Below are 15,565 nucleotides of genomic sequence, written 5' to 3' on the forward strand. Positions count from 1 at the left end.
TTACAGTTGGAACAAAAAGACCATCCAGATTAATGCCACCGACGAGACCGGTCTATATAGAACCGCCTTGATGACCATTAGGGTGAACCCGTCAGGCGATTCCAATGACAACAATTACACCAATGGTGATGGCTTCGGCAACTTCGATCTCAGCGGTCTTCAAGGGTTTGCCATATTCGAGTGGAGCGAGTGGGATGAAAAGGGATTAGCCGCGACCCAGCAGAAGGAGTTCGTTCGGACTGCCGAGGACGCCGTGGTGGTAATGATCAGTAAATTGGTGGTCAACACCGAAAAGGAGAACACCTTCCAGGTACTGAATCCGATCAATAAGCAGGTGTTGGCGAGCGTATCCTCGGTCTCAGGTAACGATTTCGATTATTATGGACATGTCGCTGGGTATTATATTTATAACGTCACGATACACACGAGCGAATTACCCGACATATCAAGCTATTATTCCGTATCGGCAGTCATCACCGATAGTTACCAACCAACAGGGCACTCATTGAGGATATCCAGCGAGATATTCGTCGCCATGACCGACTCGGAGACCCCTGGGTATCCAAAGCTATTTACTTATAATGATAGTAGTTTCACCAACGCAACCACCGAATTCAGCACGTATTCCCCCACCAACAACAAGATCTACGTTGAGGTGCAGACCGATCTCAGCAATCCATACATTTTGGACTCTGGTAACGTGGAGATACGGGACTTCTATTGGAATGCGCAGTTAAAGAGGACGGTGGCGTCACCATTCCAAACCACATCAAGCCTCACATCGATAGCCAGTACCTGGAACGGTCCGGTAAGCAACCTGTGGCAGGTTCTACCAGTTCCAGCTGAGAAGGCACCAGGCACATACCGCTTCGTAATAAATTTGCAGAATGCCACCGAAGCTTATCCATGGATTCCCGGTGAGAATTCATACGTCCTGCGATTCGATGTGTTCAAGACCACAGGAGAGACCCATCTATTGAACGAGGTCATACATGTCGATTCTCCCAAGACCAAATTGGACCTGGTGGTAGGCAGCCTGCCTTCGTCATCATCCAATTCAGCCTGGTCCGGGCTCATCTCCCTGCTATACTATAGTAATGACAATTCATGGGGCCCCCCAACCGTTCTGGTATCCACCGCGAGCAAGATCGATTATAGCCCAGAGGCAAAATTGGTACGCTCGGGCGACATGAATGGCGACGGGAGGGGAGATGCCATCGCGGTCATCTACGACTCCGTTTACGGTGCCAAAGGCATCACCAACGTATACGCCTTCATCAGCCAGCCCAACGGTGGGTGGCTACAAAGCATCATCATCATCGATCTCTTCCCCACCACCGGGGAGGGACCTCTAGACTTCAATCTAGAAATAGGGAACGTCGATCAAGATGACGACCTAGACGTCGTCATGACATACAACGGACAGCTCTGGCTGTACAGGAACGATGGGATGTGGACCCGAAGGATGATCGACAATGGTATGGCCGGTATCGAAGGTCTCCAATTGGGTGATATGGACCCGCCCGATACCGAAGGGAACGACCCTGAGAGGTCAATGGACATCGTGGTGGCCAACGGGGGAGAGTTCCGTATATACCGAAATACGGACCTGATCGGCAGTTACGATGTCGACGACATGATCCAGCTATCTGGGGCCTCAGCCCAATTATCAGATTATGCAATATCGGAGGAGACGATCAACGGTACTGTGAGCTCGTATCCGGTCAATTTCTACTCGTATCTGAACACACATGGGGCGCCTGATCCGCAGCTATACGAATTAATAACAGAGGAGGAGACGATAACCAGTCTTTCCATCTATCCGGAACATACGGATGAATCAATTGATACAGTGCCAGACGCCGTGACCGATCTGGATGATAGTGACGATCAGCCCTATACGGTAGGGTATGATGATGTTGCAGCCGTTCTCGATTGGGACCAGACCGGTGTAAGTGAAACGTTCGCTACGTTGAACGTCAAGTTTGTAGTGAATTACACCACGAATGGTTACGATGCTGGTGACAGGATCGAATGGTACGATTCGGTAAATCTTGTATGGATGCCCATGATGACCATCGAGAATACAAACGGTGCCTACAACATCAGTGAATGGGACCTCACCTCATATTTCCCCACTGCAGTAGACCTACCAAACCTGAGGGTCAGGTTTGTCAACACGGGCGATTCCGAAGCCGATACTGTCGAGTTCTATTCCTGGAAGATCAACACGAGTTGGGTGGTAGGTGACGGTCTAGAGCATATATGGAGGTTCCAGGTCACGCCCGGGACGGACCAGATATTCTCAGTCTTCGCTGCCATGAACGAGGTGTCCACGGATGGAGACACCTTCGTGTTCCAATATTCCACAGATATGAGCACCTGGTTAGATCTGGTCACCATCAACAGCATTAACTTCGGGGCACCAAAGACCATATCTCTGCCAGAGGCTGTCAGTGGGGCGGTGTATGTACGGGTGATCGATACCAACGATGTCATAAATAACGACCCTGACCTGAACGGAATCAAAGTGTCACAAATGTACATCGAGACTTTAGCCACCACTACAGACATTGGCGACGTCATTCAGTCCTTCGATCTAGCGGATGTAGATGGGGACGGTAGCACCGACATAGTGGTAGGCACCTACCACTTGAATAAAAAAGAGAGAACCGGACAGATATGGGTGCTCTATAACAGCGTCTTCACGGAGGTGCATGATGGTGTATTGGTCACGACAAGCGGAATCTTCAGGTCCGATAACCACGAAATGTACTACCAATCCGCAGTGAACGGGCCGCTCACCATAGATTCATGGACGGTTGTTGCTGGAAGCTTCTTCAATCCCTACGAAGACCAGTACCTGGATATTATGTTCGCGGATTCGAACGATGTCTATGCCATCGATCTGACCGATAGGACAACTTACAGCACATTGCTAAGCATGAATTTCATGGAGCCGACATCGCCGATTACCGTTATGTTAGCAACGGACGTGGATGGCAATCGTAGGTGCGACCTGATCTTCGGGACCTTGGACGGTCGGATCATAATGTGGGCCAATTACGAAGGGTACACCACATCCTTTGGTTGGCAGTCCTATCTGGTTGACGACCTAAGTGATAGTGTGAACTCCATGGATGCAGCCACGTTCGCCATTTAAAGGATGGTAGGCTCAAACCCTTTCAATCTCATTCATTTTAGCTAATAAGCCGGCACTTCTTTCCAACTCAACAATGACCAAGACCAACCTGGAACGGGATGTCACGTCGATAACCACCCTTGTCATATGGTCCTCCCGCTCTTCATTTAATTTAATAATGCCCCTGCCCCCGTTAACCTTACGATCATAATCCAGAACGAAGGATTCAGCGCTCTCCATATCGAACCTTTTCTTCGCCAGGCGGTGCGTGAAGAACGACTCCTTGACCAGCTCCATACCGCCGATGAGCTCGCAATACCGATCGGAGAACATGTCCTCGTTCATGTCGATGGGGATCAAGGGGGTGCCAAGTTCATCACAGACCTTTAGCGCCTCCAGGTAACAGGGCGGAGGTAGCTGCACTTCGCCGAACTCCTCCAGACCAGCTCGGTATGCTTCTTCCAGTTCGCTGAGCTCGATCTCTTCACCTTGATAGGTGCGTAGACCTTCCAGCTCCTCTGTGGAGATAGATATTGCCACTGCGGACGGTCGCAGCTCAAGAATCGCTGCGCGGACCTTCTCCCCCTCGCTCACCAATCCTTTGATGACCGGTAATACCCTGACCAGGGAACCGTTTACCTTAATCTCTTGCATCCACTTCGCTCCGGACATTGACCATCTTGCGCAGGCGCTCTGATTCATGGATCTTCTTCAATTCGTCACGTCCTATGAGCGCCGTGCCCTCGATGCTATGCCGGGTGCGTAACCGCTCGATGAATATAACCGATTCCTTGCCGGTGATGTTTGACAGGTCTGACACCATCCTCGCCTTGTCCGCCAAACGCGACTCGTCCTTGCCCAGTCCAGTAAGGATCAGGAGGTCCCTGTCGACGGTGAGCGCTTCGAACGGACACTTTACGGTTGGCTTGACCAGTAGCCCCAACTGCATTAGCATGGTGTAGATGTTCTTGCTGAAGTCATCACACTTTTCCATGTCTAGGGCCTTGCTCTCCTGGGCCGGGGGCTTATAGCCGAGGGGGTCCACCGGAACCACGATCACTTTGCCCAGGTACTCTTCCAAGCGCAAAGCGGCGTCGATCATCGCTCCCATCCCGGTCTCGTACATCTGTATGGTACGACGAGAGACCCCAGCAACCTCGGCCAGTGTTCCCAGGCTGAGGCTTCGCTCTTCGCGAACGCGGTGCAATAGCTCGCTGTCCAGACGTACGTATAGTCCGCCCGGTGCGGCAAATATGAATGGCGGCTCATCGTCCACAAGCAGGTCCTTCAGCGTTGCGAAGGCGATTATAGGTATGTCGAAACGAGAATAGACTATGCCCTGCTCCAGATCGCCCGATCCGGAACGTTCGCCCACCAGTACGATCGATCCGCCCAAGGCCTCTGCCAAGACCTTCAGTTCCTCGGCGTTATCCTTTGAGAAGGCATCGATGTTGGTTAGAATCTTTATCAGCAACAGGTTCTGGTCCCGGCGAGCCACAATGTCAAAGCTGATGCTCCTCAGCTTTATCGGCATGGACGCTTTGAATCCAGAACGGAGCAACAGCTCCCTTACGGACCTAATGAGATCCTCTCGCTGCACGGGATGTAATTCGCTATAACTTCTATATAACGTTTGTTAAGAAAAAGAACCAGGCCAGATTTTCAATTAATGGTTATCCTCTGGCCCTGGTCGGCCCGCGGTATTTTATCGATCACGACGGTCAACACTCCGTTATTGTATTCGGCGATCGCGCTGTCCGAAATCACATCGCACGGAAGGTCGATCCGCTTGCTGAACTTCTTCATTTCCGTATCCGCGGAAATGCTCAGATCACGGCCCTCGGAACGCAGGTCTATGTCCTCCTTGTCAACTCCGGGCAATTCAATGATCACCTTGATCCGGGCCTCCTCCTCGATGATATCGATCAAAGGCTCACGCTGACCGGGGTCTGAGGGATGGTGTTCGATCGGGGGTAGATCGCCGAGCCTTTGGACAATGGGGTGTCCGTCTGCCCCCATCCTCATAGAGATACCGTAAATGAACGGGCTCCCGATGCCGTTCAGCGCCGATTCCATGAGGCGGTCCATCTGCTCCCGCATGACCTCGAACTCACCATCGAACGAATTGAACAGACCGTTCCATTCATCACCGTATCTCCGCATTGTCATCTCATCACCTCACGTATTCGAAATCATTGGCGATCTTTTGAAAATCGTTCAACTCCCGAAGGGAGATGGGGCGATGCTTCTCTGCCGCGTCCATGACGTGTTTCATGCTCACCACTGTCTCTTTCATCAACTCCGGGTCATCGCCCTTTCCCGAGGCCACCGCCTCACGTATGGCCGTCATGACCGCCTCATTGGCTATTGCCGCCAGGTCCGCGCCGGTACAACCGTCGGTCTTCTGAGCAACCACTTTCAGATCGACATCCTCCGCCAAAGGCTTGCGCTTGAAGTGGACGTCCAATATGGCCTTCCTGGTCTCTAGGTCGGGGGTGCCCACTTGTATCAGTCGGTCGAAGCGTCCCGGGCGCAGCAGTGCTGGGTCGATGATGTCCGGACGGTTGGTAGCGGCGATGACCACTACATTGTGCAACGATTCCAATCCATCCAGCTCCGTCAGCAATTGCGAGATGACCCTTTCGGTCACATGGGAATCGGAATCTCCGCCTCGCGTCGGCGCGATGGAGTCAAGCTCGTCCATGAAGATTATGCAAGGTGCGGCCTGGCGCGCTTTCCGGAACGTCTCACGCACCGCCTTCTCGCTCTCACCTACCCATTTGCTCAGGAATTCCGGCCCCTTGATGCTGATGAAGTTGCTCTCAGACTCCGTCGCCACCGCCTTCGCCAGCATGGTCTTGCCCGTTCCCGGGGGACCGAACAGGAGCACACCTTTCGGAGGTTCGGCGCTCATGTGCTCGAATAGGTCGGCGTACTTGAGCGGCCACTCTACCGCTTCCTTCAGCTCCGCCTTCACGTCCTCAAGTCCGCCGATGTCATCCCAGTGCAGGTTGGGGGATTCGATGAGCACCTCGCGTAAGCTGGAAGGAGACATTTCCCGCAGGGCGGTGAAGAAATCGTCCTTTTGCACGATTATCCGGTTCAGCACTTCAGCCGGTATGCTATCCGCTTCCAGGTCGAGGTCCGGCAGGATGCGACGCAGGGAGTGCATGGCCGCCTCCTTGCACAGGGCGGACAGGTCCGCGCCGGCGTATCCATGTGTGAGGTCGGCCAAACGTTCCAGGTCCACATCATCGGCCAGAGGCATTCCCCGGGTATGTATCTGCATTATGTCCAGACGACCTCCGCGGTTAGGGATGTTGATCTCGATCTCCCTGTCGAACCGTCCGGGACGACGCAGGGCAGGGTCCAGGGCGTTAGGGCGGTTCGTGGCGCCGATGACGACCACCTTACCGCGGGCCTGCAGTCCATCCATCAGGGCTAAGAGCTGCGCTACGATCCTGCGTTCCATCTCCCCCGAAACCTCGTCCCGCTTGGGGGCGATGGAATCGATCTCGTCAATGAAGATGATAGAGGGGGCGTTCTCCTCCGCCTGTTTGAATATCTCACGTAGACGCTCCTCGCTCTCGCCATAGAACTTGCTCATGATCTCCGGCCCACCGATGGAGACGAAATTAGCGCTAGTCTCGCATGCGACCGCCTTTGCCAACAGGGTCTTTCCTGTTCCTGGGGGGCCGTGAAGCAGCACGCCCTTAGGGGCTTCTACTCCCAACCTCTCGAAAAGCTCGGGGTGTCTCAGCGGGAGCTCGATCATCTCCCGGACCTTCTTCACCTCGTCGCCGAGGCCGCCAATGTCCTCGTAGGTTACCTTCGGTATGCCCGAGGCCGCATCCTTAGTAGGTTTCTCGTTGATCTTGATCTCCGTTCCAGCGGTCAGAAGTACCGCTTCGGTTCCCGGAGAATGCGACATGACCACCAGGTCGATGCGCTTTCCCATGACGTTCAGCTCCACGATGTCGCCGCGCGAGAACACCCGGCCCTCCATCATTTGGCCCAGGTATTCCTCTCCACCCATTATCCGCAATTCCTCGGTCGGAGCGAATGTTATCTTCTGTGCCTGCTTCACCATCACCTTGCGCAATGCGACCTTCTCGTCGATGCTCGCCTGGGCGTTCCTTCGTATCGTGCCGTCTATGCGAATGACGCCACGGTTGGTGTCCTCATTGTACCCCGGCCACACCAACGCCACGGTCTTATTCTTACCTTCGATCTGCACCACATCACCGGCGGTGAAACCAAGTGCTTCCATCACTGCAGGGTCCACCCTGGCAATACCGCGCCCAGCATCCTTGGGCTTGGCCTCTGCGACCTTCAATACCTTATCTGATGAATTCATCTCATTCACTTTTTTTTCAGGTGAAGCGCTTTCACTCCACCTGGATCATGTTTTTCTTCTCTTCGACCACAGGCACCTTCGGTAGGGACATTTCAAGCACACCGTTCTCCAGCTTGGCCTTGATGCCGTCTCGGTCAACGTTCTGCGGCAAGCGGACCTGACGGAAGAAACGCATGCTACCCCGCTCCCGGCGGAGGTAACCCTCCTTCTGCTCTTCCAGTTCTTGCTCCTTGAACGCAGTTATTCTTAGGTTCTCCCGGTCCATCTCGACGGTGACATCCTCTCTGCTCATGCCTGGAAGTTCGGCCTGGACAAGGAATCGGTCCGATTCCTCCTTCATGTCCAGCATCGGCAATCTTGTCCCTTCAACAGCTGTCGATATCCAGCCAGGAACCACCAGTCCGGAGCGCATATCTGAAAATAGATGTTCCACGTCCTCGAAGATCGAGGCGGGGCTCCAGCTCTGGGGGACCAGGTCAACAGATCCCTTTCTCTTACCGATCATGAATCATCACCATACATCATATCAACTAAGAGTTGTTTACTCCTAGTGATATAGAATAGTGTTAGCCCTTCTATATAAATTTTACTTAAGATATTTCTTGATCTCCCGTTCAATTTTGGCGACGGTATCGTTCATGCGGTGTTGCAGTTCTTCCATCTCCTTCTTGATGGTGGGGCCGCCCTCCTTCAACTCCTGCTCCAGACGCCGCAATGCCCGTTCCGCCTCCACTCCTCCTTTCTTAGCATTCTCCGCCGCTTCTTTTACTGCATCCCTGCCCAAACGGTCAATGTCCCCCGCGGCGCTACGCATGGCCTTCTCCAGGTCCGATCCTATGCGCTTCATCTCATGTATGTACTTCTCCAGTTCGCTTTTCTCAGTACTCATCCTCGCTCACCTCCAAACTCGCCAGTATCAGTTCCACAGTATCGTCTCGAAGTCCCAATCCCCGGGCCAGGTCCTTCATCTTTATCCCCGGGTGCTGTATGTATTCGTACACCACCTTACGGCTGAGGTAATCATGGAAGTCGATATCCAAAATGTGACCCACCTCCTCAAGCAGTGATTCCTTTTGTGTGATCAACAGCGCCCTTCGTTCCTTGAGCACACCCAGCTCTTGATCCATAGTCACAAGTTCCTGTCGGAGGTCCAGCAGTCTCCGCTTTCCCCGTGTCTCCGGTCCTTCTATCGATGGTACTTCCATCGGCCGGGTGGTGGTCTCGGTATTGAACAATCCTGGTCCGATGTCCACAACGATCGAGAACCCGGTGGTAGGGAAGTATCTTCGACGGGAGGGGCCGCCCTGATCGCTCTCCTCAGAGAACGAACGCACCAGGTCCAAATCTTCCAGCATTCTTAAGTGCTTCATTATTCCCTGTTGGCTCAATCCCAGTTCCCGTGATAACTGCAAAGGGTAGTGCGGTTCTCGCACCAATGCTTCCAGTATCCGACGGCGGGTGGGGTTCTCTATCACCGAAAGCAACATGTCAAGCTCGTCCATGGTCACCAACTACATAACTAAAAGTTTACATCAATAAATTGTGAACAAATTGTATATATAATTGCCGATTGGGCGGGAATCTTTAACTAAGGAACATCGTTCAAGTGGCATGGTGGGTGAGCTGGTAGGCGAGAGCGTGATCGTCGCCGACATGGCGGAAGGCAGCCAGATCTACAACAAGGGCTATTACGGATACCCTCGTGCCGGAGGGGGTCTGGAACTAGACCTGCTGGAGGCCTTGTATCTGGTGGAATGCGACAAGCTCAAGGTGGAGGTTGGAGGCAAGGATCTGGACCACGCCTCGCTGTATCGCCGAGTGGCCCGCTCTGTCGAAGGGCTGCAGCCCAATTACATCGTCTATCGTGACCTGAGGCAAAGGGGTTTCATCGTCAAGCTGGACCAAGGCGAGTTCGATTTTCGTGTCTATTCCCGCGGCGACAACCCTCACAACTCCCAGGCCAAGAACTGGGTGCTAGCCATCTCTGAGAGGAGCATATTCAACATAGCCGCCCTGTTGGAGAAGAGCGAGACCTCGCAGCGAACGCGCAAGGACCTTCTACTAGGGGTAGTGGATGAGGAGGGGGACATCACCTACTATACTGTGGAAGGTGCGGAACCGCACGGCCTAACGGAGGAGGCCATGACCTCGGCCGAAGGCTCCTTGATAGACGATGCGGTCATCGTGTTGGGGGAGGAGGCGGACCGTCTTTTCGAGAACGGTTACTACGGCAAGAAGATCGGCCCCATGCTTCAATTGTCCCTTTTGGAGACGGCCTATCTGATCGATAAAGGTCGTTTGGAGGTCCGCAACATACGTTCCGGTCAAAAGATGGGGGAGAAAGGTTTCCTAAGCACCGCTCGTCGCTCCCAGCCCGATTTCGCCATGCGCATGAGGGCATACCAGGACCTGCGCTCCCGTGGAATGGTGGTCAAGACCGGTTTCAAATACGGTACGCATTTCAGAGTGTATGAGGGGAATCCTTCCAAACATCACTCACGATACCTGGTGCATGTGGTCCCGGATGATTATTCCACGGTCTGGGCCGAGATATCCAGGGCTGTCAGGCTAGCCCACGGGGTGAAGAAGGAGATTTTGTTCGCCAGTTCCGGGGAGTATCTCCGCTACGTCAAATTGACCAGGGTGCGACCTTAGGCGGGGCAGGTCTGGGGCTTCCTCAGTTCCTCTATTACCCTTTTAGCTCCAGCTACGTCCTCGGGGTCCAATTTTATCGCGGCGTCCAGAAGCTGGTCTGCCTCCTGCAATCGTCCCTTGTTCGCCATGACCACGGCCATCTTGACCATGAAGTTGGTGCGTTTGCGGTTGAACTGTGTGTATTGGATGGCAGTGCGGAAAGCCTCCACCGCCTCGTCGAGGCGACCAACTTTCAGCAAGCCGTCGCCTAGGCGGGCGTACCGCGCCGAGCGGGTCTCAGGAGCAGCTTCCATCTCTGCGGTCTTGCGAAAGGTGTCGACCATGATAATCAGGCTGGCGGGCGGCTCCATGACCGTGCCGCACTTGCAGCAGGCCAGCTCGCTCTCCTTTACTTCGGTGTTGCACTTGCCGCAAAAGCGTGGCAGGTGGGTGCCGCAGTCCGGACAGAGGGTCCATTCGGCCTCTACGACCGCTGAGCACTTGGGGCATTGAGAGACCGTCTTCATCGACACTCTCGCAAATCGTTTCAGTGACGACTGCACCTCCTCCGCGGTCGGCATGAAGGACACTTTATTGACGTATACCAGTAATACGGCCAATCCTTCCAGGCCGAGCGCGGCCAGATTGAGCATGAACAACAGGTCCACGGTCAGGAAAATTATGATCAGACGAAGCACTATCGACCCGATAAGGGTCTTCATTATACCCGACCATTCTCCCATCCGGGTTCCGGCGATGGATCGGAACGTGGATATCTCCCAGACACCCACTACTGTGAAGAGCAGCATGAACATGATGCCGGTGACCGTCTCCAGGGTCTTGAACGCGAAAACGGCCATCACTGGGGAGATGATCAATATTAGTCCGGCAAAGATCACGCTCGCCGACGGCAATAACAGAATTGGCTTCTTGACATTCATACGAGACACCCCGATAGGGAACACTGTGCTCTCGTAAAAATGTTAAGAAGATAAGAGGTTTGCGGATCAGAGCTGTATCTCTATGCCCAATTTGTCCGTCAGTTCCTTATAGCGGTTCCTAATGGTGACCTCGGTCACTCCGGCGATGTCCGCTACCTCTCTCTGTGTGCGCCTTTCGTTGCACAGGATACTGGAGATGTAAATGGCCGCCGCAGCCACTCCGGTAGGTCCACGTCCGGAGGTCAGCTCCTTCTTGGCAGCGTCCTTCAGGATGTCCGCGGCCTTGGCCTGCACCTCCCCGCTAAGCTTCAGTTCAGAGCAGAATCTCTGTACGTAGTCCTGGGGGCGGGTTGGCATAAGCTTGAGCTTCAGTTCCCTGGTCATGAACCTGTACGTGCGGCCGATCTCCTTTCGTCCGACGCGGCTGGAGCTTGCTACTTCGTCCAGGGTACGTGGAACATTGCACTGACGACAGGCGGCGTAAAGCGACGCTGCGACGACGCCTTCTATGCTCCTTCCACGGATCAGGTTCTTGTTGACCGCTTTACGGTATACCATGGCCGCTGTTTCGCGCACGTTGCGGGGCAGTCCCATGGCCGAAGCCATACGGTCCAGCTCACTGAGGGCGAACGCCAGGTTACGTTCCGTAGCGTTGGAGACACGGATGCGCCGCTGCCATTTTCTCAAACGATACAACTGTGCCCTATTCCTCGTAGGGATGCTCTTACCATAGGAGTCCTTGTTCTTCCAAGAGATCTCGGTCGACAATCCCTTGTCATGAATGGTGTAGGTCATGGGAGCGCCTGTCCTGGCCCTCTTCTCTCCCTGCTCCACATCAAAGGCCCTCCACTCAGGACCCAGGTCTATGAACTGGTCATCTATGACCAATCCGCATTCCTCGCAGATCAGTTCGCCCCGTTCATAGTCCCTGACTAGATGTCCGCTGTTGCATTCCGGGCAACGGGTTATCTCCTCTGCCCCTTCCTTTTGTTTTACCATGGTCATCGACCCCATCAATGTACACCTGCCTTCCAGCTACGGAAAGCAGACTGGTGTCCCCGGTCGGTTCTACGGTCACATAAGGTGAATCCACTGGCCCAAAGATCCTGATAATATGGCCAATCAATTTCTTACGGTTATCCCAGACCCTGTCGCGGGGTTTTGGGGTGAAGGTTGCGCGAACTACTAGCTTGCCGTCCACGGTCACTTCCTGTACGTTCCCAAGAAACTGCATGGTTCACCATGTTCACCGCTTCTTAACCGGTGTTGAGAAACAGGATTATTAAATGTATATATAAAGGTTACGCAAACGTATATTTATCAGACAGCTCAAAGCTTATATTCTTTGCTCAAAAACCTCGCTTCTTTGGGTATTTAATCCTATCAGATAAGACCAATTCCGTTATGGGTGAGAGGGCCGCACAGTTTATGTCAGAGCACGCTTTCTACTTGACATGCGCATCTCCGAGGACCATCCCAGATACCGATCATTGGTCACCAGGGAGAGGATGGCCGAGATGGTGACTGAGGGAGTGGTCTCAGTTACTGGGCTGATCGCCCACGGCCGAGGGGAGGCGTTCGATTACCTTTTAGGAGAGAGGACCACCCCAGAGGCGGAGGCGGCGGAAATGGCCGCGGCTGCCCTTCTGGTGTTATCCGAACGACCGATAATCACCGTCAACGGCAACGCAGCTGCTCTGGCCGTCAAAGAACTGGGTGAACTGTCCCGCATCTCAGACGCAATGTTGGAGGTCAACCTTTTCCACCGCAGCGATGAACGCATGGAGAAGGTCTGCGCCTTTGTTGAGGCAGGATCAGGTGAGCAAGTGCTGGGCCGGATACAGGACGGTATCCTGGAAGGCATAGCCTCTGATCGAGCCAGGTGTTGCCGGGCCGGTCTAATGGCAGCGGATGTCGTGCTTATCCCACTGGAGGACGGGGACCGAGCCGAGGCCATGGTCCGCGTGGGGAAAAAAATAATCTCCATCGACCTGAACCCGTTGTCCCGTACCAGCCAAGCGGCCACCGTGGCCGTGGTGGACGAACTGACCAGGGCCCTTCCCAACATCTCTGCCTGGGTAGGTAAGCTGAGAAAGGACCCGCAGGAAGCAGGTCGGGTGTTGAAAAATTTCGACAACCGAAAGAACCTGACATCGGTGTTGGACCGTATCTGTCATGATCTGCGGGAACCAAGCTCCGACTGAAACGAGGGAATCAAATGGACCGAGAATTACTGTTGAAAGGATCGCGCCGGCTAGGATGGGCCGAGGCCCATATGTCCGTGCTCCGGGAGATCGGAGAGCGATTGGAAAAGAACGGATCTCTTAGAGGGGTCAAAGTAGGCATGGCCTTGCATGTGGAGGCCAAGACAGGCATGCTCGCGGTGACCTTGGCCAAGGCGGGTGCCAAGATACGTCTGGCCAGCTGCAACCCACTGTCCACCGACGACTCGGTGTCCTTGGCGTTGAAGGAGGAAAGAGGCATCGAGGTATACGCCCGCAGAGGGGAGAGCAATTCGGAATATTACGAAAATCTGAACTCCGTCCTGGACATGCGCCCCGATTTCGTTATCGACGATGGAGCGGACCTCATCACCATGCTGCACACCGTGCGAAGGGAGCAGCTGGAGGAGATCAAGGGGGGGAACGAGGAGACCACAACCGGGGTCATTCGCCTCAAGGCGATGGCCCGGGACGGAAAACTGAAGTTCCCGGTCATGGCGGTCAACGATGCCCGCATGAAGTACCTTTTTGATAATCGATACGGAACGGGGCAGAGCACCTTCGATGGTTTCATGAACGCCACTAACCTGTTGATCGCTGGAAAGGAACTGGTGGTGGCAGGGTACGGTTGGTGCGGCCGGGGAGTGGCCATGCGGGCCAAGGGCCTGGGGGCGAACGTGATCGTCACAGAGGTGGACCCCATAAGGGCGATCGAGGCCAAGCTGGACGGGTTCCAGGTGCTGCCCATGATGCAAGCGGTCCGCCTAGCGGACATAATCATCACGGTCACCGGGTGCAAGGACGTGGTGCGAAAGGAGCACCTGGCGGTCATCAAGGATGGCTGCGTTCTCGGCAACTCCGGGCATTTCGATAACGAGATATCCAAGAAGGCCTTGGAAGAGGCAGCCACTCCCCCGGTCAGGGTAAGGGAGATGGTGGAACGTTACGATCTATCGAACGGACGTAAGGTATACCTCGTCTCAGAAGGCCGATTGATGAACCTGGCCTCTGGACAGGGACACCCGGTGGAGATAATGGACATGAGCTTTTCCATACAGGCGCTCAGCCTAGAACACTTGGTTAGGAACCACGCGAGCATGGCACCGAATGTGCATTCAGTGCCGCCAGAGATGGACGAACTGGTGGCCCGGATCAAACTCAAGACGATGGGTGTCAGCATCGATGAGCTCACCCCGACGCAAAAGAAGTATCTCGATGATTGGCAAGAGGGAACCTAATGAAACCATTCATGTGTGTATATGGGCATACGAACATCGATCATTTACTGACCATGGCGGAATTGCCAGAGAAGAACACTTCAGGGAACGTACTAAGCAAGAAATGTCATTTCGGGGGCACTGGCGCGAACCTGGCCACCATGGCCTCTGCGTTGGGGGTGCCGACAGCCTTGGTCTCCTATGTAGGAAAGGACCTACCCCTGGCATTCCGAGATCTGATGTCATCGAAAGGGGTCATACTGGACGAGATGATCGAGGTGGAGGGGGCGGAGACACCGACGGTGTGGATCGCCTCTGACGACCATCAGGACCAAGTGGCCTATGTCTTCCAGGGTGCCATGGCCAATATGGGCGATCATCCTCTTCAGATCAAAGGGGCCAAGGATGCTTTGGTTGTGCACATGATGACCGGGTCGCCGGATTATTACTTACGTTTGATCGAGAAGCCTTTCATGTTGCGCAAGAAAAAATCGTTGGACCCTTCGCAAGAAATTCACCATGTCTGGGATGCGGTCCGTTTCCAGAAGGCGTTGAGCGGTTCGGACATGTTCTTCTGCAATCAGAGCGAAATGGCCACTGCCCTCCGCTATATTGGAAAGGAAAGTCCAGAGGACCTATTGTCCAAGATACCTGTGTTGGTAAGCACGTTGGGTGCAAAAGGGGCTCGCATATACACCAGGAACGAAACGGTCGATGTTCCCGCGGCGCGAACCGATGTTCTCGACCCCACCGGGGCGGGGGACGCGTTCCGGGCCGGGTTCTACGCCGGTCTATACAGAGGCAAAGGGTGGCTGGAATGCGGACTATTGGGTTGTGCCACCTCATCTTTCGTGATATCTGCCCGGGGATCATTGGATAGCGTACCGACATGGGATATGGTACAGGAAAGGGCCGAGCACCTGATATGAGCCTTTGAATACCTGCTGGATACCACGATCCGCTCTATGGGTGGGGAGAAAATTATAATAACTGAAAAACCGTAGAGGCGGCCCAAGGTGAACGAATGGCATTGGGATCGGTCCTGTCTGTCC

14 protein-coding genes are annotated in these 15,565 nt (G+C 54.2%); 5 read left to right on the plus strand and 9 right to left on the minus strand.

What is annotated here, in order from left to right:
- The coding region (locus tag VMW85_08460) for an FG-GAP repeat protein (protein ID HUT28061.1) at window positions 1-3,163 on the plus strand (3,163 nt) is incomplete at its 5' end.
- Between the two features lie 12 nt (window positions 3,164-3,175).
- On the opposite strand, the gene VMW85_08465 is transcribed toward VMW85_08460, so the two are convergent.
- The 7 genes from VMW85_08465 to VMW85_08495 all read right to left on the minus strand — a co-directional run bounded on the left by VMW85_08465 (window position 3,176) and on the right by VMW85_08495 (window position 9,001).
- A complete protein-coding gene (locus VMW85_08465; GenBank protein ID HUT28062.1) occupies window positions 3,176-3,796 on the minus strand; it encodes a hypothetical protein in 621 nt (206 codons plus the stop codon).
- Complete coding sequence (locus tag VMW85_08470; GenBank protein ID HUT28063.1) at window positions 3,783-4,742, minus strand: transcriptional regulator; 960 nt, start codon at window positions 4,740-4,742, stop codon at window positions 3,783-3,785. The genes VMW85_08465 and VMW85_08470 overlap by 14 nt, the downstream gene beginning before the upstream one ends.
- A 62-nt stretch (window positions 4,743-4,804) precedes the next feature.
- Window positions 4,805-5,311 carry an archaeal heat shock protein Hsp20 gene (hsp20, locus tag VMW85_08475; protein HUT28064.1) on the minus strand — a complete coding sequence of 169 codons (507 nt, stop codon included), beginning with the start codon at window positions 5,309-5,311 and terminating at the stop codon, window positions 4,805-4,807.
- A 4-nt stretch (window positions 5,312-5,315) separates the two neighbouring features.
- A complete protein-coding gene (locus tag VMW85_08480; GenBank protein ID HUT28065.1) occupies window positions 5,316-7,499 on the minus strand; it encodes a CDC48 family AAA ATPase in 2,184 nt (727 codons plus the stop codon).
- A gap of 31 nt (window positions 7,500-7,530) precedes the next feature.
- A complete protein-coding gene (locus VMW85_08485; GenBank protein ID HUT28066.1) occupies window positions 7,531-8,004 on the minus strand; it encodes an Hsp20/alpha crystallin family protein in 474 nt (157 codons plus the stop codon).
- Window positions 8,005-8,085: 81 nt separating this feature from the next.
- Complete coding sequence (locus VMW85_08490) at window positions 8,086-8,388, minus strand: hypothetical protein (protein HUT28067.1); 303 nt, start codon at window positions 8,386-8,388, stop codon at window positions 8,086-8,088.
- Window positions 8,378-9,001 carry a helix-turn-helix domain-containing protein gene (locus VMW85_08495; protein HUT28068.1) on the minus strand — a complete coding sequence of 208 codons (624 nt, stop codon included), beginning with the start codon at window positions 8,999-9,001 and terminating at the stop codon, window positions 8,378-8,380. Before VMW85_08495 ends, VMW85_08490 begins: the two co-directional genes overlap by 11 nt.
- A gap of 109 nt (window positions 9,002-9,110) precedes the next feature.
- Here VMW85_08495 and endA point away from each other — a divergent pair, with 109 nt between their 5' ends.
- Complete coding sequence (gene endA, locus VMW85_08500; GenBank protein ID HUT28069.1) at window positions 9,111-10,154, plus strand: tRNA-intron lyase; 1,044 nt, start codon at window positions 9,111-9,113, stop codon at window positions 10,152-10,154.
- Here endA and VMW85_08505 read toward each other — a convergent pair.
- Window positions 10,151-11,074 (minus strand): zinc ribbon domain-containing protein, encoded by a 924-nt coding sequence (locus VMW85_08505; GenBank protein HUT28070.1) that lies wholly within the window; start codon window positions 11,072-11,074, stop codon window positions 10,151-10,153. The genes endA and VMW85_08505 overlap by 4 nt on opposite strands.
- 66 nt (window positions 11,075-11,140) lie before the next feature.
- The gene (locus VMW85_08510; GenBank protein HUT28071.1) at window positions 11,141-12,073 is read right to left on the minus strand and encodes a transcription initiation factor IIB; all 933 of its coding nucleotides are present in this window, start codon (window positions 12,071-12,073) and stop codon (window positions 11,141-11,143) included.
- 455 nt (window positions 12,074-12,528) lie between these two features.
- On the opposite strand from VMW85_08510, the gene VMW85_08515 reads away from it, so the two are divergent.
- The 3 genes from VMW85_08515 to VMW85_08525 are packed head-to-tail and all read left to right on the plus strand — an operon-like array spanning window position 12,529 to window position 15,442.
- Entirely contained in the window at window positions 12,529-13,278 is a 750-nt protein-coding gene (locus tag VMW85_08515; GenBank protein HUT28072.1) for a phosphopantothenate/pantothenate synthetase, read from the plus strand.
- 14 nt (window positions 13,279-13,292) lie between these two features.
- On the plus strand, window positions 13,293-14,534 hold the full coding sequence (locus tag VMW85_08520) for an adenosylhomocysteinase (GenBank protein ID HUT28073.1): 1,242 nt from the start codon (window positions 13,293-13,295) through the stop codon (window positions 14,532-14,534).
- Window positions 14,534-15,442, plus strand: a complete 909-nt coding sequence (locus VMW85_08525; GenBank protein ID HUT28074.1) for a carbohydrate kinase family protein — start codon at window positions 14,534-14,536, stop codon at window positions 15,440-15,442. Before VMW85_08520 ends, VMW85_08525 begins: the two co-directional genes overlap by 1 nt.
- Window positions 15,443-15,565: the final 123 nt, after the last annotated feature.

Source organism: Methanomassiliicoccales archaeon (assembly GCA_035527755.1).
Classification (GTDB): Archaea; Thermoplasmatota; Thermoplasmata; order Methanomassiliicoccales; family UBA472; genus UBA472.

Bases quoted from the DNA above. Each gene is read 5' to 3' on its own strand.
- VMW85_08525 (HUT28074.1), top strand. From the start codon at position 14,534: ATGAAACCATTCATGTGTGTATATGGGCATACGAACATCGATCATTTA.
- VMW85_08485 (HUT28066.1), bottom strand. From the start codon at position 8,004: ATGATCGGTAAGAGAAAGGGATCTGTTGACCTGGTCCCCCAGAGCTGG.
- VMW85_08480 (HUT28065.1), bottom strand. From the start codon at position 7,499: ATGAATTCATCAGATAAGGTATTGAAGGTCGCAGAGGCCAAGCCCAAG.
- VMW85_08490 (HUT28067.1), bottom strand. From the start codon at position 8,388: ATGAGTACTGAGAAAAGCGAACTGGAGAAGTACATACATGAGATGAAG.
- VMW85_08465 (HUT28062.1), bottom strand. From the start codon at position 3,796: ATGCAAGAGATTAAGGTAAACGGTTCCCTGGTCAGGGTATTACCGGTC.
- endA (HUT28069.1), top strand. From the start codon at position 9,111: ATGGTGGGTGAGCTGGTAGGCGAGAGCGTGATCGTCGCCGACATGGCG.
- hsp20 (HUT28064.1), bottom strand. From the start codon at position 5,311: ATGACAATGCGGAGATACGGTGATGAATGGAACGGTCTGTTCAATTCG.
- VMW85_08520 (HUT28073.1), top strand. From the start codon at position 13,293: ATGGACCGAGAATTACTGTTGAAAGGATCGCGCCGGCTAGGATGGGCC.
- VMW85_08515 (HUT28072.1), top strand. From the start codon at position 12,529: ATGCGCATCTCCGAGGACCATCCCAGATACCGATCATTGGTCACCAGG.
- VMW85_08495 (HUT28068.1), bottom strand. From the start codon at position 9,001: ATGGACGAGCTTGACATGTTGCTTTCGGTGATAGAGAACCCCACCCGC.
- VMW85_08505 (HUT28070.1), bottom strand. From the start codon at position 11,074: ATGAATGTCAAGAAGCCAATTCTGTTATTGCCGTCGGCGAGCGTGATC.
- VMW85_08510 (HUT28071.1), bottom strand. From the start codon at position 12,073: ATGGTAAAACAAAAGGAAGGGGCAGAGGAGATAACCCGTTGCCCGGAA.